Source organism: Kribbella sp. NPDC051620 (genome assembly GCF_044453825.1).
Classification (GTDB): Bacteria; Actinomycetota; Actinomycetes; order Propionibacteriales; family Kribbellaceae; genus Kribbella.
On sequence record NZ_JBITDB010000001.1, the window covers coordinates 1342256 to 1360980 of the forward strand.

The 18725-nt window shown below is 68.8% G+C and carries 16 protein-coding genes; 8 read left to right on the plus strand and 8 right to left on the minus strand.

Going from position 1 to position 18725, the window contains the following annotated elements; all coding sequences use genetic code 11:
• Nucleotides 1-6: 6 nt before the first annotated feature.
• Nucleotides 7-1047 (minus strand): hypothetical protein, encoded by a 1041-nt coding sequence (locus ACIA12_RS05910; RefSeq protein ID WP_396365656.1) that lies wholly within the window; start codon nucleotides 1045-1047, stop codon nucleotides 7-9.
• 234 nt (nucleotides 1048-1281) lie between these two features.
• Here ACIA12_RS05910 and pgsA point away from each other — a divergent pair, with 234 nt between their 5' ends.
• The 3 genes from pgsA to ACIA12_RS05925 are packed head-to-tail and all read left to right on the plus strand — an operon-like array spanning nucleotide 1282 to nucleotide 4267.
• Entirely contained in the window at nucleotides 1282-2298 is a 1017-nt protein-coding gene (gene pgsA, locus ACIA12_RS05915) for a phosphatidylinositol phosphate synthase (RefSeq protein ID WP_396365657.1), read from the plus strand.
• 3 nt (nucleotides 2299-2301) lie between these two features.
• Nucleotides 2302-3168 (plus strand): phosphatidylinositol mannoside acyltransferase, encoded by an 867-nt coding sequence (locus ACIA12_RS05920; RefSeq protein ID WP_396365658.1) that lies wholly within the window; start codon nucleotides 2302-2304, stop codon nucleotides 3166-3168.
• Nucleotide 3169: 1 nt separating this feature from the next.
• Nucleotides 3170-4267 (plus strand): glycosyltransferase family 4 protein, encoded by a 1098-nt coding sequence (locus tag ACIA12_RS05925; RefSeq protein WP_396365659.1) that lies wholly within the window; start codon nucleotides 3170-3172, stop codon nucleotides 4265-4267.
• On the opposite strand, the gene ACIA12_RS05930 is transcribed toward ACIA12_RS05925, so the two are convergent.
• The gene (locus ACIA12_RS05930; protein WP_396365660.1) at nucleotides 4264-4668 is read right to left on the minus strand and encodes an HIT family protein; all 405 of its coding nucleotides are present in this window, start codon (nucleotides 4666-4668) and stop codon (nucleotides 4264-4266) included. The genes ACIA12_RS05925 and ACIA12_RS05930 overlap by 4 nt on opposite strands.
• A gap of 48 nt (nucleotides 4669-4716) precedes the next feature.
• Between ACIA12_RS05930 and ACIA12_RS05935 the strand changes: the two genes are divergently transcribed.
• Genes ACIA12_RS05935 through ACIA12_RS05945 form a run of 3 tightly spaced genes read left to right on the plus strand, consistent with a single transcriptional unit; the run spans nucleotide 4717 to nucleotide 7279 of the window.
• Nucleotides 4717-5166 carry a hypothetical protein gene (locus ACIA12_RS05935; RefSeq protein ID WP_396365661.1) on the plus strand — a complete coding sequence of 150 codons (450 nt, stop codon included), beginning with the start codon at nucleotides 4717-4719 and terminating at the stop codon, nucleotides 5164-5166.
• Nucleotides 5163-6038, plus strand: coding sequence for a tetratricopeptide repeat protein (locus ACIA12_RS05940; protein ID WP_396365662.1), 876 nt, complete (start codon nucleotides 5163-5165; stop codon nucleotides 6036-6038). Before ACIA12_RS05935 ends, ACIA12_RS05940 begins: the two co-directional genes overlap by 4 nt.
• Entirely contained in the window at nucleotides 6035-7279 is a 1245-nt protein-coding gene (locus ACIA12_RS05945; RefSeq protein WP_396365663.1) for an AAA family ATPase, read from the plus strand. The genes ACIA12_RS05940 and ACIA12_RS05945 overlap by 4 nt, the downstream gene beginning before the upstream one ends.
• Here the strand turns inward: ACIA12_RS05945 and ACIA12_RS05950 are convergent.
• Complete coding sequence (locus ACIA12_RS05950) at nucleotides 7272-9413, minus strand: elongation factor G-like protein EF-G2 (RefSeq protein WP_396365664.1); 2142 nt, start codon at nucleotides 9411-9413, stop codon at nucleotides 7272-7274. The genes ACIA12_RS05945 and ACIA12_RS05950 overlap by 8 nt on opposite strands.
• Nucleotides 9414-9903: 490 nt before the next feature.
• A complete protein-coding gene (locus tag ACIA12_RS05955) occupies nucleotides 9904-10980 on the minus strand; it encodes a hypothetical protein (RefSeq protein WP_396365665.1) in 1077 nt (358 codons plus the stop codon).
• A gap of 149 nt (nucleotides 10981-11129) precedes the next feature.
• Here ACIA12_RS05955 and ACIA12_RS05960 point away from each other — a divergent pair, with 149 nt between their 5' ends.
• Together ACIA12_RS05960 and ACIA12_RS05965 are read left to right on the plus strand one after the other, a co-directional pair.
• On the plus strand, nucleotides 11130-12380 hold the full coding sequence (locus ACIA12_RS05960) for a tyrosine-type recombinase/integrase (RefSeq protein WP_396365666.1): 1251 nt from the start codon (nucleotides 11130-11132) through the stop codon (nucleotides 12378-12380).
• A 130-nt stretch (nucleotides 12381-12510) separates the two neighbouring features.
• Complete coding sequence (locus tag ACIA12_RS05965) at nucleotides 12511-14406, plus strand: DUF2207 domain-containing protein (RefSeq protein ID WP_396365667.1); 1896 nt, start codon at nucleotides 12511-12513, stop codon at nucleotides 14404-14406.
• Nucleotides 14407-14494: 88 nt separating this feature from the next.
• Here ACIA12_RS05965 and ACIA12_RS05970 read toward each other — a convergent pair whose 3' ends face one another.
• The 4 genes from ACIA12_RS05970 to ACIA12_RS05985 all read right to left on the minus strand — a co-directional run bounded on the left by ACIA12_RS05970 (nucleotide 14495) and on the right by ACIA12_RS05985 (nucleotide 18519).
• Complete coding sequence (locus tag ACIA12_RS05970; RefSeq protein ID WP_396365668.1) at nucleotides 14495-15022, minus strand: ferritin; 528 nt, start codon at nucleotides 15020-15022, stop codon at nucleotides 14495-14497.
• A gap of 63 nt (nucleotides 15023-15085) precedes the next feature.
• The gene (locus ACIA12_RS05975) at nucleotides 15086-15508 is read right to left on the minus strand and encodes a hypothetical protein (RefSeq protein ID WP_396365669.1); all 423 of its coding nucleotides are present in this window, start codon (nucleotides 15506-15508) and stop codon (nucleotides 15086-15088) included.
• Between the two features lie 18 nt (nucleotides 15509-15526).
• Nucleotides 15527-17437 (minus strand): DUF2264 domain-containing protein, encoded by a 1911-nt coding sequence (locus ACIA12_RS05980; RefSeq protein WP_396365670.1) that lies wholly within the window; start codon nucleotides 17435-17437, stop codon nucleotides 15527-15529.
• Complete coding sequence (locus ACIA12_RS05985) at nucleotides 17434-18519, minus strand: hydroxyacid dehydrogenase (RefSeq protein ID WP_396365671.1); 1086 nt, start codon at nucleotides 18517-18519, stop codon at nucleotides 17434-17436. The genes ACIA12_RS05980 and ACIA12_RS05985 overlap by 4 nt, the downstream gene beginning before the upstream one ends.
• Between the last annotated feature and the right edge of the window lie 206 nt (nucleotides 18520-18725).

Below are 18725 nucleotides of genomic sequence, written 5' to 3' on the forward strand. Positions count from 1 at the left end.
GAGCTGCTACTTGATGAAGAGGGGTAGCAGGGGGCCGACTACGCCCAGGAGGGTTTCGAGTGGGACTTCTCGGGACGGGTTGGTCAGGCCGCTGACGCGGACGACTCGGCGGCCTTGGCGGAAGACGAGTTCGCCCTGGTCGGGGAGGTAGTAGCCGGGTTTGCCGATCGGTGCGAAGCGGGGCGGTGGGGTGCGGACCGCTTCCGGGATCGTGTCGGCGTGGAAGGACTCGACGATCGACACGGTCGCGTCGAAGCTGCCCCAGATACAGGTCAGCGCACCGTTGATCCGGTAGTCGCGCCGGAGCTGCACCAGCGTGCCGATGAACTTCTCGGCCTCCGGCGTCGACAACTGGCAGGCGGAGTCCGTCTGCCGGGCAGTACGAAGCAGTCGAGGTACTACGTCCCGCACCGCCCGACTGATCGCGACGGCCTTCACCCGATCGATCCCAGTCGGATACCGATCGATCCCGCCGGTCGAAAGCACTCTGACAGCCCGGTCATCAACCGGGAACACGACTCGCGACGGGCTGATCCGCGCGTCCGGTCCCAGCTCGGGGAGCAACTCGAGCGTCCCGGACCCGGCCGCGAGTCGATCGATCGAGTCGGGCTGCTTCGGCAATGCGGTGACTCCGACGGTGACGGCCCGGCCGTCCAGCAGCAACGTGCACAGGTCCAGCGCCGGCAAGCCACCGTCGTTCCACGAGAACGGCTTGGCGGTGACCGTCACCCCGAGCTCCTTGCCCAACGGCCAGGCAACCGCGGTACAGATGTTCACGCCCGCCTCACCCGAGGTCCCGTCCAGCCCTTCCGCCTGCGGCGGCGAGATGACAGTCGGCACCACCGCCGGCAGCGCCGGAGTCGCAGGCACTCCTTCATCAGCCCGCCGCGCCACCGAACAGCCCACCACCAGCCCAACCACCACCCACCCCAGAACCACCCGCCGAACCACCACCCCCCACTCACCCAGCCGCAGACCCCAGCCACCCAGCCGCAGACCCCACCCACCCAACCGCGGATCCCAGCCACCCAGCAATCGGGTGGGCACGGGGCGGCGGTTGCTTGAGCGAGGGCTGTGGCGGGGGTTTGCATTGGGGTGGTGGGCGGTGGACGTCCGCCTGCCGGCGCGACGGCGCGTGGGGGCGAGCCGGGGCTTGGTCATCCGGACCTCCCGTCGGCGGTGGACGTGTGCCCATGGTGCGCCTCCGGCGGGCTCACGGAAAGTCGTCCCGGGGTGGCGCTTCACTCGCTGGTACCCGGACTGGTCTACGATCGCGTCGCCATGCTTAACAGATTCCGGCAGTTCTGGACCAAGGTGATCTCGCCGATCGCCAACCTCCTGCTCAGGCTCGGTGTGAGCGCCGATGCCGTCACGCTGGTCGGCACCATCGGCGTCTGCGCCGGTGCGCTGATCTTCTACCCGCGCGGCCACATCTGGCTGGGCACGGTCGTGATCACCTGTTTCGTCTTCTCCGACCTGATCGACGGCTACATGGCCCGTACCTCGGGTACGTCGTCGAAGTGGGGCTCCTACCTGGACTCCACGCTGGACCGGCTGGGCGACGGCGCCATCTTCGGTGGGCTGGTGCTGTACTACGCGGGCAGCCACGGGCACACCCCGTGGATGGCGGGCGTCACGCTCTGGGCGCTGGTCATGGGCGCGACCACGTCGTACGCGCGGGCGAAGGCCGAAAGCCTAGGCCTGCACGCCAGCGGCGGCCTGGCCGAACGCTCCGACCGCCTGGTCTCGGTCCTCGTCATCGGCTTCTTCTCCGACGTCCTGAACCTCCCGATCCTGCTCAAGATCGTCCTCTGCGCCCTGGCCGTCGCCAGCACCATCACGGTCGTCCAGCGCACCCTCTCAGTCCGCAAACAAGTCCTCGCAGACCCCGCCAACGCCGCCCTCGGCACCCCCGCTGGTAGCGCACCGGCCACGTCCGGAAGCGCAGCAGCCGGTACTACGCCGGCCGGGGGTAGTACCGCCGGTACCGCACCCGGAAGCTCCGCTGGAGCGGGGAGCGCCGCCGCTCCCGCCCAGGGCAACTTGCCCGGCGGCTCGGCGACAAGCTCCGCGGGAACCGAAGGCGTGGCACCAAGCGACCTCGGCCTGGCAGGACCGGACGGCGACACGGCTGGCAACCCTGCTGCCACCGACACGGCGGGCAGGACCGGCTCCGGCGAAGCCGACGCTGGCACTGGCACGGCGGGCAGGACCGGCCACGGCGAAGCCGACGCTGGCACTGCGGCTGGTGACACTGGCAGCGACCGGGCCCCTGGCACGCCGCCGATCTCCTCCTGACTAGTGGAGGCATTGCGGCAGCGGGTCGTTGATCTGGCGTTTGCGGTCGCGTGGGCGTTGGTGCGGTGGTTGCCGGAAGGAGTTGTCTCGGCGGTCTTCCGGCGGGTGGCGGACTTTGTGGTGTGGCGGGACGGGCGAGGGGTTCAGCGGCTGCGGTCCAACCTCGCCGTCGTCCGGCCCGGCGCGACTCCGGCGGAGCTCGACGCGCTGACCAAGGCTGGGATGCGGTCCTATCTCAGGTACTGGCAGGAGGCGTTCCGGCTTCCCGAGTGGGACGACGAGCGGATCGTCGGCCGGGTCCGCACGGTCAACGAGAAGGTCCTCCGCGACGCCCACGACGCGGGCAAGGGCGTCATCTGCGCGCTCCCGCATCTGGCCAACTACGACCACGCGGGCGCCTGGGCCGGTCGTACCGGTATGCCCGTCTCGACCGTCGCCGAGCGCCTGCGCCCCGAGTCGTTGTTCGACCGTTTCGTCGCCTACCGTGCCAAGCTGGGCATGGAGGTGCTTCCGCTGACCGGAAGCGACGAGCACGTGTTCGGAGTACTGGCGGAACGACTGCGATCAGGCGGTTTCGTCTGCCTCGTCGCCGACCGGGATCTGTCCGAGCGAGGCGTCCCGGTGACGTTCTTCGACCGCCGATCACGGATGCCGGCCGGCCCCGCCGCCCTCAGCATCCGCACCGGCGCCCCGCTGATCCCGGCGACCCTGCACTACGACGGCCCCGATCTCGTCATCACCTTCCACGACCCGATCGACCGCACCGGCGGCCCGGCGCGGATGACCCAGCGCTGCGCCGACGCCTTCGCCCTCGGCATCGCCGAGCACCCGCAGGACTGGCACATGCTGCAGCGAATCTTCCTGGACTGAGATGAAGATCGGCCTGGTCTGCCCGTACTCGCTCGGTACGCCGGGTGGGGTGCAGAACCATGTTCGCGACCTGGCCGAGGCGTTGCTTGCCCTAGGCCACGAAGTCTCGGTACTCGCGCCGGTCGACGACGCCTCCGGCCCGCCGTACGTCGTATCGGCCGGCCACGCGGTCGGAGTGCCCTACAACGGCTCGATCGCCCGGGTCACCTTCGGACCCCGGACGGCCGCGCGGGTCAGGAACTGGCTGACGGAGGGCGGGTTCGACGTCGTCCACGTGCACGAGCCAACGACGCCGAGCGCCTCGATCATCGCGCTCTGGGCCGGCGACGGTCCGTTCGTGGCGACCTTCCATACCTGGCAAGTCCGTTCGCGCGCGATGAGTGCGGCGGCCGGACTGTTGCGTCCCGCGCTGGAGAAGCTGGATGCGCGGATCGCGGTCTCGGAGAACGCGCGCTCGATGATGGTGCAACACATCGGCGGCGAAGCAGTGGTGATCCCGAACGGCCTCTACACGAGCCATTTCGCCGGCCGGATCCGGCCCGAGTGGCAGGGCGCGGACGGGACGATCAGCTTCCTCGGCCGGATGGACGAACCACGCAAGGGGCTCGGCGTCCTGATGGCAGCCGTACCGCGGCTGGTCGCCAAGCGGCCGCAGGTGAAGGTACTGGTGGCGGGCACCGGGCAGGCCGATGAGGCGCGTCGGTCGCTGCCGGAGTACTGCCGGGAGAACGTTCTCTTCCTCGGCGCGATCGACGATGTCGCCCGGGCGGACATGCTGGCCGGGTCGGACGTGTACGTCGCGCCGCATCTCGGCGGCGAGAGCTTCGGGATCGTACTGCTGGAGGCGATGGCCGCCGGCGCTCCTGTACTGGCGAGCGATCTCGCCGCGTTCCGGCAGGTCCTGGACGGTGGCCGGTTGGGCGAGCTGTTCGAGCCGGGCAACCCGGAGGCGCTCGCTACCCAGGCCGCCCGGCTGCTGGCGTCGCCGGAGGAACGCGAAAAGCTGCGGGCGGCCGGTCGGGCCGCAGTACGGGCGTATGACTGGGGCGTTCTGGTGGACGACCTGGTCGCCGTCTACGAGCTGGTCGCCAGGCGTTAGCGCAGCTCGGCGGCGGTTGCCGCGATGGCGTCGAAGTCGCCAGGGGTCGGGTGCCAGGGGAGTTGCAGCGGGTCGTTCTTGTACCGCGGGATGACGTGCAGATGGGTGTGGAACACGGACTGCCACGCGTCGGCGCCGATGCAGCTCAGCAGGTTGGCGCCGTCGGCGTCCAGCCGGTCGATCACGCGACTGACCAGGGACTGCGCGAGCAGGGTCGCGGCGATGAGGTCTTCGGGAGCGCTCTCCCGCAGATCGGCCGAGTGTTCGCGCGGGATGACGAGCAGGTGCCCACGGGTCGCGGGGTTGATGTCCATGAAAGCGATCGCCCGCTCGTTCTCGGCGACCTGCTGGGACGGGATGGTGCCGGCCACGATCCCGCAGAAAAGACAGTTCTCGGTCATCGCCCCAGGCTAAACTGCGCCAACCCGCTCCATCCCTGAGGGAGTCCCATGTCCGACGAGTTGCTGCGCCCCACCATCGGCGCGGACGTGGACGTGACCGTGCGCCCGTGGCGGTTGATGTCGCAGGCCTATGTGGCGTTCTTCGGCGGGGTCCTCTCGGTCACCGCGATCGCCTGGTTGAACGCGCGCCGGCTCGGCGTACCGGCCCCTGGGCGGCGGCTGATCCTGGCCACCGGCCTCGGCGGGTTCCTGCTCGTCGCTTTCGTGCTCGAGGCGCTGACCGGCGAGGTGACGATCGCGGCGGGGACGCGGCTGGTGGTCCGGGTGATCGCGGTGCTGACCTGCTTGGTCCAGCTGCGGATCCAGCGGCCGATGGACCGCGCGTTCCAGTTGCGCGGTACGAAGTACAAGTCGCTGTGGTGGCCGGGGCTGACCGCGGTGATCGTCGGCGGTGTGCTCGAGGTCGTCGTGCTGATGCTGTGGGAATGGGCGATATGAACGAGCCGACCGAGGCCAGGCTGCAGATGGCCGGTCACTGGCTGCAGATCGGCCACCCCGAGCGGACCCTCGACGAGCTCCATGGGCTGTGGGGTGACGCTGCGCTCGACTACCGGGCGTTCCTCTTCCGCGGGGCCGCGCTGCACACGCTCGACCGCAACGACGAGGCCATCGCGGTACTACGTGACGGCCTGTCGCACTACGGATTGTCCGTCCCGCTGCTCCAACTGCTCGGCTCCGCGCTACGGGCGGCCGGCCAATTGCAGGAGGCCGAAGCGGTCTACCTGCAAGGCCTCAGCCTCAATCCCAACGAGCCCGACTTGCTGCTCGGCTACGCGATCGTCTGCCTGGCAGCCGGCCAGACGGAGAAGGCGGCTGCTCTCGTCGAGCGAGCTGCCTCCTTCGCGCCCGAGAGCGCGGCCGTGTCGTCGGCCCGCGCACAGGTCGCCTTCGCGCAAGGCCGGCACAAGGACATGCGTCGGCACAGCCAGGAAGCGCTCTCTGCCGATCCCGACGACCCGGGCGCGCAGGCACTGCACGGTACGGCCTCGATGCTCACCGGCGACGCGAGATCGGGATACCGCTCTCTCGCGTCGGCCGCCGCGAACAACCCGGCCGACGGCGAGCTGCGTGGAGCGGCCCGGGAAGCCAAGCTGATCACCCATCCATTGCTGCGACCGCTGCTACCGTTCCAGCGGTTCAACCCGCTGGTGGTCTGGATCTGCGCGATCGCCATCATCTACGGCCTTCGGTACGCCGGGTTCGTGGTGCTCGCGAACGTCGCGGCCATCGGCTGGTTCGCGTTCTGCATCTACTCATGGGTCGCGCCGCCACTGGTACGCCGCCTGATCAACCGGAAGTGGGGTTCATGACGAACGACCGGATCTCCGCGCTGCGCAAGGCGGTCGAGGCCAGCCCGGACGACGTGCTGCTGCGTCTCATCCTCGCCGAGACGCTGGTCGCCGCGGACGAGACCGACTCGGCGCTCGACGAGTACGTCGTGCTGCTCGACCAGCACGGCTTGCCGGCGGACCAGTTCGTACCGGTCGGCGAGTTGGCCGCGGCCAACGGCCGGCTGGCGTTGCTGCGGAGTTGCCTCGAGGCCGCCCGGCAGGCCGGTGTCGTCGAAGGGACGGGACGCCTGCAGCAACTGGCCGACGAGATGATCTCCGAGCGCAGCGGCGTACGGGTGAAGGTCGGTCCGGAGGACGAGCCGGAGTTCGAGACCGGCACCGCGAAGGAGACCACGACCTTCGACCAGGTCGGTGGGATGGACGAGATCAAGCGGGTCATCCACCGGATGGTGATCCTGCCGCTGAGCCGGCCCGAGCTGTACTCGAAGTACGGGCGTCGGTCGGGCGGTGGTGTGATGCTCTACGGGCCGCCCGGTTGCGGCAAGACGCTGCTCGCGCGGGCGACGGCAGGGGAGTGCGGGCTGCCGTTCGTCAACGTCCGGATCGAGGACGTGATGGATCCGTACCTCGGGGTGTCCGAGCGCAATCTGCATGCCGCCTTCGAGCGGGCGCGGGCGAATGCGCCGTGCGTGTTGTTCCTCGACGAGCTGGACGCGCTGGCCTTTGCTCGGCACAAGCACGGCGGGTCGGAGTCGCGGCGGCTGGTCGACGTACTGCTGCAGGAGCTGGACGCGATCGGCTCGGAGAACGAAGGGCTGCTGGTCCTCGCGGCGACGAATGCGCCGTGGGATGTGGACGAGGCGATGCTGCGGCCGGGCCGGTTCGATCGGGTGATCTTCGTACCACCGCCGGACGAGCCGGCTCGCGCGGACATCCTCTCAGTGGTGCTGAAGGACGTGCCGACGACCGGGGTTGATCTGAAGTCGCTGGCCGGCCAGACGCCGATGTTCAGCGGTGCCGACCTCCGGGCGCTGGTCGAACGCGGGGTGGACCGGGTGATCGACGAGGCGCTGGCCAGTGGCGGCGAGCCCCCGCTGTCGATGAAGCATCTGTCCGCCGCGCTTGCGACGGTGAAGCCGTCGACGCTCGATTGGCTGCATCGGGTCCGCTCGTACATCGAGTTCGCCAACCAGTCCGAGCGCTATGACGACGTCGCCGAGTACCTTCGCGGCAAGGACATCCGCCGCCGCCTCAGCTGACTGCGGTTGACTTGACCCGGGCTGCGGCTGAGTCGGGCATGGCCTCGTAGCGGGCGAAGGTGCGGGTGAAGGACGCTGCGCCGTGGGAGAGCGAGCGCAGGTCGATGGCGTAGCGGGTGATCTCGACCTGGGGGACCTCGGCCTTGACCAGCGTGCGGTTGTCGCCGACGCGTTCCGTCCCGAGGAGCCTGCCGCGACGGCCGGACAAGTCGCTCATCACCGCGCCGACCAGATCGTCGGGCGTCAGTACCGAGACCAGATCGACCGGCTCCAGCAAGTTGACCTTCGTCGCTGTCGCGGCCTCACGCAGCGCCAGACCGCCGGCCATTTGGAACGCCATGTCCGACGAGTCGACGCTGTGCGCCTTCCCGTCGAGCAACGTCACCCGGATGTTGACCATCGGATATCCAGCGCCGACACCCCTCTCCATCTGCGCCCGGATGCCCTTCTCCACACTCGGGATGAACTGCCGCGGTACCGCCCCGCCGACCACCTTGTCGACGAACTCGAACTCGTTCCCCTCCGGCAGCGGCTCCACCTCGATGTCGCAGACGGCGTACTGCCCGTGCCCGCCCGACTGCTTGACGTGCCGCCCGTGTCCCTTGGCCTTGCCGCCGAACGTCTCCCGCAACGGCACCCGCAACTCGACGGTGTCCACGGTCACGCCGTACCGGTTGGCGAGCGCGTCCAGTACGACGTCCGAGTGCGCCTCGCCCATGCACCACAAGACGATCTGATGGGTCTCCGGGTTCTGTTCGATCCGCAGCGTTGGGTCCTCGGCGGCCAGCCGTTGCAGCCCGACACCGAGCTTGTCCTCATCGGTCTTGGCATGCGCCTGTACTGCGATCGGCAGCAGTGGCTCGGGCATCGTCCACGGCTTGAGCAGCAGCGGGTCGGTCTTGTCGGAGAGCGTGTCCCCGGTCTCCGCCCGGGTGAGCCGGCCGATCGCGCACAGATCACCCGCGATCACCGCGCTGGCCGGGCGCTGCTGACGGCCGAGCGGGAACGAGAGCGTGCCGATCCGCTCGTCCTCGTCATGGTCGGCGTGGCTGTTCGCGTCACCGAAGAAGGACGTGAAATGGCCCGACACGTGAACCGTCGTGTCGGGCCTGATGGTGCCGGAGAACACCCGCACCAGGCTGACCCTGCCGACGTACGGATCCGACGTCGTCTTCACCACCTCGGCCAGCAACGGCCCGTCCGGGTCGCAGGCGAGCGGCTTGCGCGGTACGCCGTGAGGGGTGAACACCTCGGGCAGCGGGTGCTCGAGCGGCGACGGGAACCCGCTGGTCGCGATCTCGAGCAGCTCCATCGTGCCGACGCCCGTACCGCTGCAGACCGGGATCACGGGGAAGAACGAGCCGCGGGCGACCGCTCGCTCGAGGTCCTCGATCAGCACGTCCTGGCCGATCTGCTCGCCCTCGAGATAGCGCTCCATCAGCGACTCGTCCTCGGACTCCTCGATGATGCCCTCGATCAGCGTGCCGCGGAGCTCCTCGACCTGATCGGCGTACCGCGGGTCAGGATCGTGCGTCGTGCGCTTGCCGGCGTCGTAGTCGTACTGCGTCTGTGACAACAGCCCGATCAGCCCGTTGCCGGCCGGGAGGTAGAGCGGCAGAACCTTGTCCCCGAAGGCGGTCTGGGCCGCGGAGAGCGCGTTCTCGTAGTTGGCCCGGGCGTGGTCGAGCTTGGTGATCACCACGGCGCGCGGCATGCCGACCTGGTCGCACTCCTGCCAGAGCGCCTTGGTGGGCTCGTCAATGCCCTCGTTGGCCGGGAGCACGAAGAGGGCGCAGTCCGCTGCCCGGAGACCGGCCCGGAGCTCGCCCACGAAGTCGGCGTACCCAGGGGTGTCGATCAGGTTGACCTTCACGCCGTCGTGGGGGAGCGGGGCCAGCGCGAGCCCGACCGAACGCTGCTGGCGGATCTCGGCGTCGTCGCAGTCGCACACGGTCGTACCGTCGACGACGGACCCCGGTCTGTTCAGCACTCCGGAGGCGACCAGCAAGGCCTCCACCAGAGTGGTCTTGCCGGCACCCGAGGGCCCGACGAGCACCACGTTACGGATAGCGGCCGGGCTGTCCGCGACCGGAGCAGCACCACCACCCTGAGAAGCATTCGCCTTGTCTGCCATGACGTTTCCTCCTGGCCACCAACCATTCCCCCAACCGCCCACCCAGCACAACCCCCCATCCCCCCACCTCCCACCCACCTTGAGCACCACCCAGCCACCACAAGGCGTCCCAAGCGACCAACCGGTGCTCAAAGTGGTGGCTGGCTGGCAAGCTGCGCGACTTTGAGCACGGGCCGGTCGTGCTTGGTGGTGTTGAGTGGCTAACCGGTGCTCAAGGTGGTGGGGCGGTTGGCGAGCTGCGCGACTTTGGGCGCGGGCCAGTTGTGCTTGGTGGTGTTGAGTGGCTAACCGGTGCTCAAGGTGGTGGGGCGGTTGGCGAGCTGCGCGACTTTGGGCATGGGCCAGTTGTGCTTGGTGGGGTTGAGTGGCTAACCGGTGCTCAAGGTGGTGGGGCGGTTGGCGAGCTGCGCGACTTTGAGCACGGGCCAGTCGCGCTTGGTGGGGTTGGGTGGCTGGGTGGTGCTCAAGGTGGTGTGGGTGGGGTGGGGAGTTAGGTGGGGAGGCTGGCGGTGGGGGCTGGGGTTGGGGGTGTTAGGGCGGTGAGCATTGCTTGGAGGTCTTCTGGGTGTAGGCGGGTAGGTGGTTTGATGGCCAGTTCGGCACGGAGGCCGGCCAGCTCAGTGGCGGTTTGCGCGGACGTCTGTTGTTCGTGGCTGAGGGCAGCTTCGGCTCGGGCAATGGCGGCTCGGAGCTCGGTAACTGTTTCCTGATGGGCTGCCGCTTCGCGGGTGGCCTCCTCGAAGGCGGCCTCGAGGCGAACGGCCGCGCCCTCAGCGAGCAACCGGGCCGTATCGACCTCGGTGCTGCGCCGGCGCTCAGCGTCGAGCTCGGTGTGAAGTGCCTCGACCTCCGCTCTGCGCTCCTGCTCGCCCCGGAGCGCCGTGTCTCGCTCCAGTGATGTCCGTTCGACTAGTGCCGCGAGTTCCAGGCGGTCCCGCTCACCGGCCTGCAGCTGTTGTTCTGCAGCTGCCAGTACGGCGGTCGCCGCCTCCGACTTCTGTACTGCGGTGTCGCGCGCGCTGAGAGCGTCTTGCGTCTGCTGACGGGCAGCGCCAAGAGCTTCCGTCGACTCCAGCGCCTGGCGTGCTGCCGCAGCCGCGCGGTCGACTGCCTCCGAACGCTCCTTGGCCGCTCGCTCAGCAGCAGCGATCGCCTGTCGCGTCCGTTGCTCGGCGCTCTCGCGGGCCTCCTCGGCGGCCAGTCGAGCTCGTTCTGCTTCGGCGACCTGCGCGTGGGCGGTTTCTACTGAGGCGATCGCAGCAGCCTCCACCTCGTCCAGGCGGGTGCTCACTGCTGCCAGTGCCGTCGTCAGAGCGTCTACTGGCTCGCGGATCGTCTCCAGGTGGTCTCGCAGCCGCTCAGCGTCCAGCCGGAAGGTGCTGCTGCCCGCATCCAGGCCGAGCGCTCCCAGAGCCTCCTTCTCGGCCCTTGCCATCTGCGCGCAGGTCCGGCCGCCTTCCCAGCGGGTGTCCCGGCAGAAACTCCGCGGCCTTCCACCCTGCATCCCCGGCGCCGGCAACTCCGCCCGGCACTTGCTGTAACCGCAGCGTCCAGTCTCCTCACTCATGCCTGTGAGCGTAGATGTTTGCAGATACAAAACTGCGTAACTGGTTCGGCGTTTCCTAAACCAAACCGATAACCAACGAAACCAGTGTTTTGTTGGTGCGTCCGGCGAGCCGACCGAGCTGGACTGGGACCGCAGACGAAGATGGCCGAATGCCCGCCGATTTGGACGCCCTGGTCGTCCTGGAGACGCTCAGACAAGTCCCCGCCACAGCTGAACCGCTCGAAGACTGGCCAGGCGTCGAAGACCCAGCAGAGCTGCAAGCTCAGATAGCCGACTGGCTCACCCAGTACGCCAACGCAGGCACCCGCAAGACCTACGCCTACGCCCTTGGCCTGCCCACCCCTTGGGTCGACGCCCTGGCAACTTCAGCGGAGGTGACTGGCGGGACTGCCGCGGCGGCGACTGCGAGTGGGGCGTCGGCTGCTGGGGTGGCGGGTGCGAGCGCGGGGCGGCCGCCGGTGGGGAGGTTGGGGGTGTTGCATCAGTTGGCTTGGTTTCGGTGGTGTGCTGGGCGGGGGATGGATCCGCGGGCGGCTACCGGTGGAGATGTGAAGGCTTGGCTGCATCAGTTGGATGCGGCCGGGGCGGAGAAGCGGACTCGGCAGCGGATGCTGTCTACGCTGTCGGCGTTCTACGGGCACCTGACCGAAGCGGGCGTAGTACCGGCCAATCCTGCGGCACTCAACCGGGCGCGACTCGGGCTCGGCAGTACCGCCCGCGACGCGTCACCGACGATCAGGCTGACAGCGGGTCAGCTGAGAGCTCTCCTCGACGCAGCGGCCCAGCTACCCAACCGCACCCGGCACCGAGACCTCTACGCCCGCCGAGCAGTAGCAGTAGTCGGCCTACTGACTCTCGGGCTCCGCGTCTCCGAGCTGGTCGGCCTGGACCGCGACAGCCTCGTCCTGTCCGGGGGAGAGCCCATGCTGCGCGTCCTGGGCAAAGGCGGCCTCCACCGCGAGGTCTACCTGACTGACCTCGCCGCAACAGCGCTCACCGACTACCTGGCCGAGCGGGACCGCACCAGCGCCGCCGCCACGCCAGCCCTCCGCGGCAGGACCAGCGCCAACCGCGCCCCGATGATCGCCACCAAGGACGGCACCCGCTGCTCCCGCTTCGACGTCAACGCCCTGCTGCGGCGGATCGCAGTACAGGCTGGTCCCGCCCTCGCTGAGGTCGCCGACCGAATCCACCCCCACGCACTCCGGCACGCCTACGTCACCATCGCCCTGGAACAAGACGCCCGCATCCAGCACGTCCAAGCAGACGTAGGCCACGCCACCATCGCCACCACCCAGTACTACGACCGCGGCCGCCGAACCCGAGACACCACAGCCGCCGACCTAGTAGCCGCCGCCATCCAAGCCGCCGAACCCCCTACCCCACAGCCACCCACCTGACAGCGACCACCATCCAAACCGTCGGCACCCCACCGACCGCCCCAACGGCGACCGGTGCGCAATGCACGCTCAAGCGCAGTTCCGGCCAGTCGGGAGTGATGACGGACCCCGGCGTCGGTACTGTCGCGACATGCGTAGGGGATTCTTCACGGCCGTCGCCGCTGTGTTCGCCGGGCTGGTGCTGGCCTGTTCGGCTGTGCCGGCGCAGGCGGCGACCACGGGTAGCTCGGACGTCATCGACTCGATGCAGTTCACGTACGAGGTCACCCCCGACGGAGTGCTGAAGGTCCGCGAGCAGATTGTCTACCGCTTCCTGCCGGCCGCCGACCGGCACGGCATCATCCGGGACCTGATCACCCGCGAGGTCTACGTCGACGACAAGTCGAAGGATCAGGAGTACCAGATCTCGAACGTGCGGGTCTCCAGCCCGTCCGGGGACAGCGCCACCTTCACCCAGACGGTGAACAAGTCGAACCACGATCGCGACCAGAGCCTCCGGATCAAGATCGGTTCCGCGGACCAGACCGTGAAGGGCCCGACCGCGACCTACGTGCTCCAGTACGACGTACGCGGCGCGCTCCGGCATTTCGCCGACCACAGCGAGCTCTACTGGGATACCACCGGAACCCTGACCGATGCCGTGACCAGGAACGTATCGGTCAAGGTCACCGTGCCGGACGGCGTGCAGCGCGCGACGTGCTTCGCCGGACCGCAAGGCAGCTCGACTCCCTGCGACCAGGCGACAGTAGTGGCCGGCACCGGCGTCTACAGCCAGGAAGAGCTGGCATCCCACAGCGGTTTGACCGTCGTCGCCGCAATCCCCGCCGGTGCCGTGAAGAACGACACCCCGATAGTCGTCGACGCGCCCAACTTCCTGCAACGAAACGGCCTCACCGTCCCCGGCCTGATCGGCTCCGGCGCGGTCAGCTTCGCCGCGATCCTCGCTGCCGTGCTCTACAGCAAGAACGGCAACAAGGACCAACGCTTCGCCGGGATGCCGCCGGGCAGCTTTCCGCCGGACGGGATGGTCGCGGCGCCGGTCAAGGACGACTTGAAGGAGAGCCAGCTCCCGGTCGCCTTCTCGCCGCCGCGGATCCCGGTCGCCGAGGGCGGCCTGCTGATCGACGCGAAGGCGAACACCACCGAGACCGCCGCGACCCTGATCGACCTCGCCGTCCGCGGCGGGATCCGGATCGACAACACCGGCGAAGAGCAGAAGGCCGTGCTGGTGAATCCGGCGGTCGCGACGGCACCGCATGAGCAGGTCCTGATGCAGGGCCTGTTCCCCGGCCTGCAGCCCAACTCGGAGATCGTCCTGGAGCGCCGGCCGACCGGCGACACCTCGATGCGGCAGGCGCACGACGCGATGATCGCCCAGCTTCGCGAGCAGATCAGACAACGCGACTGGTACGTCCGGATGCCACGAGCAGGCGGCGGGTCGGCCGTCTCGGGCGGCGCGAGAGTCGCCTGCCTGGGCATCCTCGGCACCTGGATCTTCGGCGGACTCGTCGGCGGTACGGCGATTGGCGCGGCCACTGGCGGTCTCGGCCGGGCTCTGCTCTTCGGGATCCCGGCGCTGGCGGTGGTGATCGCCATCGGCATCTGGTTCGGAGTACGGGGCCGTGGGCAACGAAATGCCGCCGGCCGGGCGGTGACCGACCAACTGATCGGCTTCCGGACCTATCTGGCGACCGCCGAGGCGGATCAGCTGAAGTTCGAGGAGGGCGAGGACATCTTCAGCAAGTACCTGCCCTGGGCCATCGCCTTCGAACTGGCCGACCGCTGGCAACGCGTCTGCGCCCAACTGGTCGCAGCCGGCCGGATCACCCCGGATCCCTACTGGTACACGGGCCCGTCCTACTACAGCTCAGGTTTCGCGGCCGGCAGCATCAGCCAGACCGTAGCGAACACCTTCGACCCACCCCCGGCTCCAGCCGGCAGCGGCGGCGGAGGCGGCAGCTCCTCAGGCTTCAGCGGCGGCTCATCCGGCGGCGGAGGCGGCGGAGGCGGCACCAGCTCCTGGTAGTGCGGCCAGGCCGCCGCGCGCATGGCGGCGGCCCTGAGCACGGGTTTGGGGGCGGATCAGGCGTGGAGGGCCATGGCGCGCGGGGAGGCTAGACGGCGCCGCCGGCGGCCTTGGGGGCGGTGGGGTCGGAGCCTTCGTTGCCGACTAGTTCGCGGGCGAGGAAGTCCTCGAGGTGGAAGAGGTTGTCGCCGGCCCGCTTCGCGACGTTGACCAGGGTGGTCATCGCGGAGACTTCTTCGACCTGCTCCTTGAGGAACCACTGCATGAACTGCTCGCCGACGTAGTCGCCGTCGTCGCGGGCGGTCCGGGCCAGGGTCTCGATCTGCTTGGTGACGGTGATCTCCTGCTGCAGCGCGAGCTCGAGCGGGTCCAGCGCGGACTTGAAGTCGTTGACGACCTCGCCGACGCCGGGGATCTGCGGCCGGATGTCCTTGTCCAGCAGGTACTGCACCATCATCATCGCGTGGTTGCGCTCTTCCAGCGACTGCTTGTAGAAATGCGACGCGAGCTGCGGAAGATCCTGGTCGTCGAACCAGACGGCCACCGCGGTGTACTGGTGGGACGCCGTGAACTCGTTCCTGATCTGGTCTTGAAGAAGTTTCTCGTACGTGCTCATGCAGGCCAATGTAGTGCTCGCCAACAGTTTTCTCACTGTTGGCGAGGCTGGCCTAACGGCGTGTCAGAGAAGATTCGCCACATGCGAACGAATCGCAGGGAGATTGCCCAGGGGCGCGAAATAACCTGCGATTCCGTGGTCGAAGGTGATCGCCGCGATCCCTTGCTGCAACCAGATCGGCGCCTGCGCCACCGCGTCATCAGGCGTCAGGGCAAGCACCAGCACTTCGGCGTCCGCCGGGCTCAGCCCGTTCTCGATCGCGAACCCCCGGGCGCGCTGCGCCGAGGTGAACGCCATCAGGAACGGCTGGTCCTGATGGACCCCGACGAACGGCTGCGGGTTCTCCGGCTCGCCGCGCTGGACGAACCACCAGCGCTCCAGCCCGAAGGTTGCCGCCCACAACTTCTCCTGGTTGGCCGTGCTGGGGTCGGCCGCGACGGCGTCCGACAACGCGTCGGTGGCAGCGGGTTCGATCGTTTCCGTCATAACCCCAACGTTACGAGGTCAGCGGTTCCCGAGTCGCACCAGTTCCGTGTCGTCACCGGGCAGTGTGAGAGTGATCTCGTGCCCGTCGACGGTGACGGCGATGCCCTCGGCAAGCGCTTCGGGTCGGATCGCGTCACGGGTCAGCAACACCGCGTACACGAGCACCAGCGGCTCGCCACCGTGAGCCGCGGTCAGATACGGCGTGGCCGAGTGCGGCCCGAACGGGTTCGCCCCCAGGTCGCGGTGCACCCCCGCCTCGTCGTACCCGTGCAGGTTGACCACCGCCGCCATCAGACCGTCCGAGTTCCGCGCCGACGCCCACGCCGGCCCCTCGCCGACAGTTGCCGTCGGCAACGACTGCCCGGCTACCGCATACCCACCGCTCCGGACCAGTACTCCGGCAGGCCCGTCAACCAGTGAGCACCGGATCTCCCAACCGCCATGCACCACCGACGCGGGCTCGATCGCCCACGGTCCGTCGCTGCCCAGCCACGCGTTGTGCCAGGATGCCGCCGATCGCGCCGCAACGCCCAGCCGCCGGATCCGCCCGCGATAGCTCGACTTGCCATGTTGGTCGACGAGGGACGTGAGGTTGTCCACCCGTTGCAACGAGGCGGCGTCGGAGATCTCCGGGCCGGCGTGGTTCGCGTACGCCAGCCGGTCGTAGTGCGGGTCGGCGGCAGGCTCGACGCCAACGGGTTCAGTCGGGGGAGCGTGGTCCGCGCCGTGGTTGATCAGCTTGACCACTTGGTCGTGCCGACTCGCATGCACCAGCCATCCAGGCGCAGGCATCGCCCGTACCTGATCGGCCTCGTCCAGCGGTACTGTCTCCTCGGGATCCGACCACACCGGGTGCTCCGGCGGCAGCAGCAGCCCGATGAACCCCTTGGAGGCCCAGTACGGCGAGCCCGGCCCGGAGTACGGCTGGGTGGTCGGCAGGAACGTGTCGTACCAACCCAGCGTCAGCAGCCCCCGCTCATCCGGTACGCCGTGCTGCACAAAGTGCCGGGCGATCCCGGAGCACAGCCGCCGCGTCTGCCCCGGCGTCAGCGGCGTCGCGTCAAGAATCTGCCCCATCCAGTACGGCGTAGCGGCCGCCATCCGATACGTCAGCGACCGTCCCTGGTAGACGGGCGCGCCGTCGTTGCCGACCAGATGGACCGCGTCCTCCAGGAACAGCGCCAGCCGCTCGCGGTAGACCTTCAGCCGGTCCTCGTACTGCGCTCCCGGCGTCGCCGCCGCCATCCGGGTCCAGATGCCCGGGTAGAGGTGCATCGCCCAGCCGATGTAGTTGTCGAAGTTCTGCCCGTCGCCGTCGGAGTACCAGCCATCGCCGACGTACCAGTCCTCGATCCGGTCCAGCCCGCCGTCGATGTCCTCCTGCGAGTACGGAGCGCCGACCGACGCGAGGAATTGCTCGCTGACCACCTGGAACAGCCGCCAGTTGTTGTCGTGCGTGGTCGATCCGATGAAGCCGCCGAGCCAGTCCGCGACGTGTTCCTGGGCGCGGGGGTCGAGTCGATCCCAGATCCACTCGCGGGTCTCGTGCAGCGCGACGGCGATCGCGGCCGCCTCGACCATCTGTTGTGAGCGAGGGGTGAGCCGGAGCCACGCCTCGGGGTGATCGGGGTTGGCGCCGTTGGCGACGCCGCGCGCGTACCGCTCGATCAGCTTCTCGCAGCCCTTGCCGCCGACGCCGGCGATCCGGAACGCGGCCAGCATGAACGACCGGGCGAACCCTTCCAGCTCGTCGGATGAAGTACCGGAGCGGCTCGGCCGGCCGGGGAGGACGACACGGGCGCTGCCGGGGGAGAAGTACGGGACCAGCGAGTCGAGCAGGTGGTCGGCGAGCGCCTCCCAGTGGGCGCGGACCCAGCCGGTCTGGCGCGAGAGCACACGATCGGTGTCAGGGAGCACGAGACGGCTCATGCGATCCTCCCGAGTTCGGTGGAACTGATGACGTGATGAAGAGGAGCGCCGGCGGCAAAACGTTCCAATTCACTGACGGCCAATTCGCCGAGCCTCGCGACCTCGTTGCCGACCGCGCCTGCGAGGTGCGGGGTGAGGAAGACGTTGGGCAGGTCCAGCAGCGGCGAGTCAGGCGGCAGCGGCTCCGGATCGGTGACGTCGAGGACCGCGTCGAGGCGGCCCGCCACGCACTCCCGCTCCAGTGCGGCGGCGTCGACGATCCGGCCGCGAGCGGTGTTGATCAAGACCGAGCCGTCCTTCAGGAGCCCGAGCAGCCGGGCGTCGACCAGGCCGACCGTCTCAGGCAGCAGTGGGGCGTGCACACTCAGGATGTCGCTACGGCTGAAGAGGTCGTCCAGCTCGACCAGCTCCGCTCCGAGCTCGGCGGCGTCAGCTGCGCTCAGGTACGGGTCGCTGATCAGTACTTCGAGATCGAACGCGCGCAGCCGCTCCGCCACCATCCGGCCGATCCGGGAGGCGCCGAGCAGCCCGACGGTGCTCCCGTAGTTGCCCGGTACCGCGCTCGGGTCCGGCCGATGCTTGTTGATCCTGTACTCCGCTCCGAGCCGGAACGCCCGTTTGCCGCTCAGCACGATCGTCGCGACGGTGAACTCCGCTACCGGCAGCGCGTTGGCCACGACTGCCGACGAGACCTGGACACCGCGCTCGAAAGCGGCAGGGTCAACGAATCCCTTGACCGAGCCGGCCGCGTGGATGATCGCCTTCAGCCTCGGCGCCGCCGCAAGCACCTCAGGCGTGATCGCCGGGCAACCCCAGCCAGTGAGCAGGACATCGACCTCGCCGAGCGCCGCACGGATGGCCGGGTCCTCGAGAAACGGATTGCCCGGCGCCTTCTCGCCCGCGCGAGCGCTGCTGTTACCGGGGCCAAGCGGGAGGACTTCGGCCACCCGCTCCAGACGCTGACGAACCGCGGGCACGAGCACGCGCTCCCGGCTCGATTCGTTCATGGCGAGCATGACCGTCGGCCGGTCAGCAGCCGGTGGCGAGGGGACAGAGGTGGAGAGCTCGGAATCGATGCGCACAGGAGCACGCTAGCAAGCGCTTTCCCGGAATGCTCGTCGGCGGGCATGTCTGGCTGGTTCTGGACACGACGACGCACGGGGGTGAGCGCGTACCGGAGTACGGAGTGAGAAAGATCCCAGCAGGCGGAATTACCGCCCGGCGCGCGGGCGTTGTTGAAGGAGAAGGCAGGATAGAGGGGCCGACCGCCCTGAAGGCCACTAAGAAG

Excerpts from the sequence above, each read along its gene's own strand:
- pgsA (WP_396365657.1), top strand. The coding sequence starts at position 1,282 with ATGCTTAACAGATTCCGGCAGTTCTGGACCAAGGTGATCTCGCCGATC.
- ACIA12_RS05925 (WP_396365659.1), top strand. The coding sequence starts at position 3,170 with ATGAAGATCGGCCTGGTCTGCCCGTACTCGCTCGGTACGCCGGGTGGG.
- ACIA12_RS05930 (WP_396365660.1), bottom strand. The coding sequence starts at position 4,668 with ATGACCGAGAACTGTCTTTTCTGCGGGATCGTGGCCGGCACCATCCCG.
- ACIA12_RS05935 (WP_396365661.1), top strand. The coding sequence starts at position 4,717 with ATGTCCGACGAGTTGCTGCGCCCCACCATCGGCGCGGACGTGGACGTG.
- ACIA12_RS05940 (WP_396365662.1), top strand. The coding sequence starts at position 5,163 with ATGAACGAGCCGACCGAGGCCAGGCTGCAGATGGCCGGTCACTGGCTG.
- ACIA12_RS05945 (WP_396365663.1), top strand. The coding sequence starts at position 6,035 with ATGACGAACGACCGGATCTCCGCGCTGCGCAAGGCGGTCGAGGCCAGC.
- ACIA12_RS05950 (WP_396365664.1), bottom strand. The coding sequence starts at position 9,413 with ATGGCAGACAAGGCGAATGCTTCTCAGGGTGGTGGTGCTGCTCCGGTC.
- ACIA12_RS05955 (WP_396365665.1), bottom strand. The coding sequence starts at position 10,980 with ATGAGTGAGGAGACTGGACGCTGCGGTTACAGCAAGTGCCGGGCGGAG.
- ACIA12_RS05960 (WP_396365666.1), top strand. The coding sequence starts at position 11,130 with ATGCCCGCCGATTTGGACGCCCTGGTCGTCCTGGAGACGCTCAGACAA.
- ACIA12_RS05965 (WP_396365667.1), top strand. The coding sequence starts at position 12,511 with ATGCGTAGGGGATTCTTCACGGCCGTCGCCGCTGTGTTCGCCGGGCTG.
- ACIA12_RS05970 (WP_396365668.1), bottom strand. The coding sequence starts at position 15,022 with ATGAGCACGTACGAGAAACTTCTTCAAGACCAGATCAGGAACGAGTTC.
- ACIA12_RS05975 (WP_396365669.1), bottom strand. The coding sequence starts at position 15,508 with ATGACGGAAACGATCGAACCCGCTGCCACCGACGCGTTGTCGGACGCC.
- ACIA12_RS05980 (WP_396365670.1), bottom strand. The coding sequence starts at position 17,437 with ATGAGCCGTCTCGTGCTCCCTGACACCGATCGTGTGCTCTCGCGCCAG.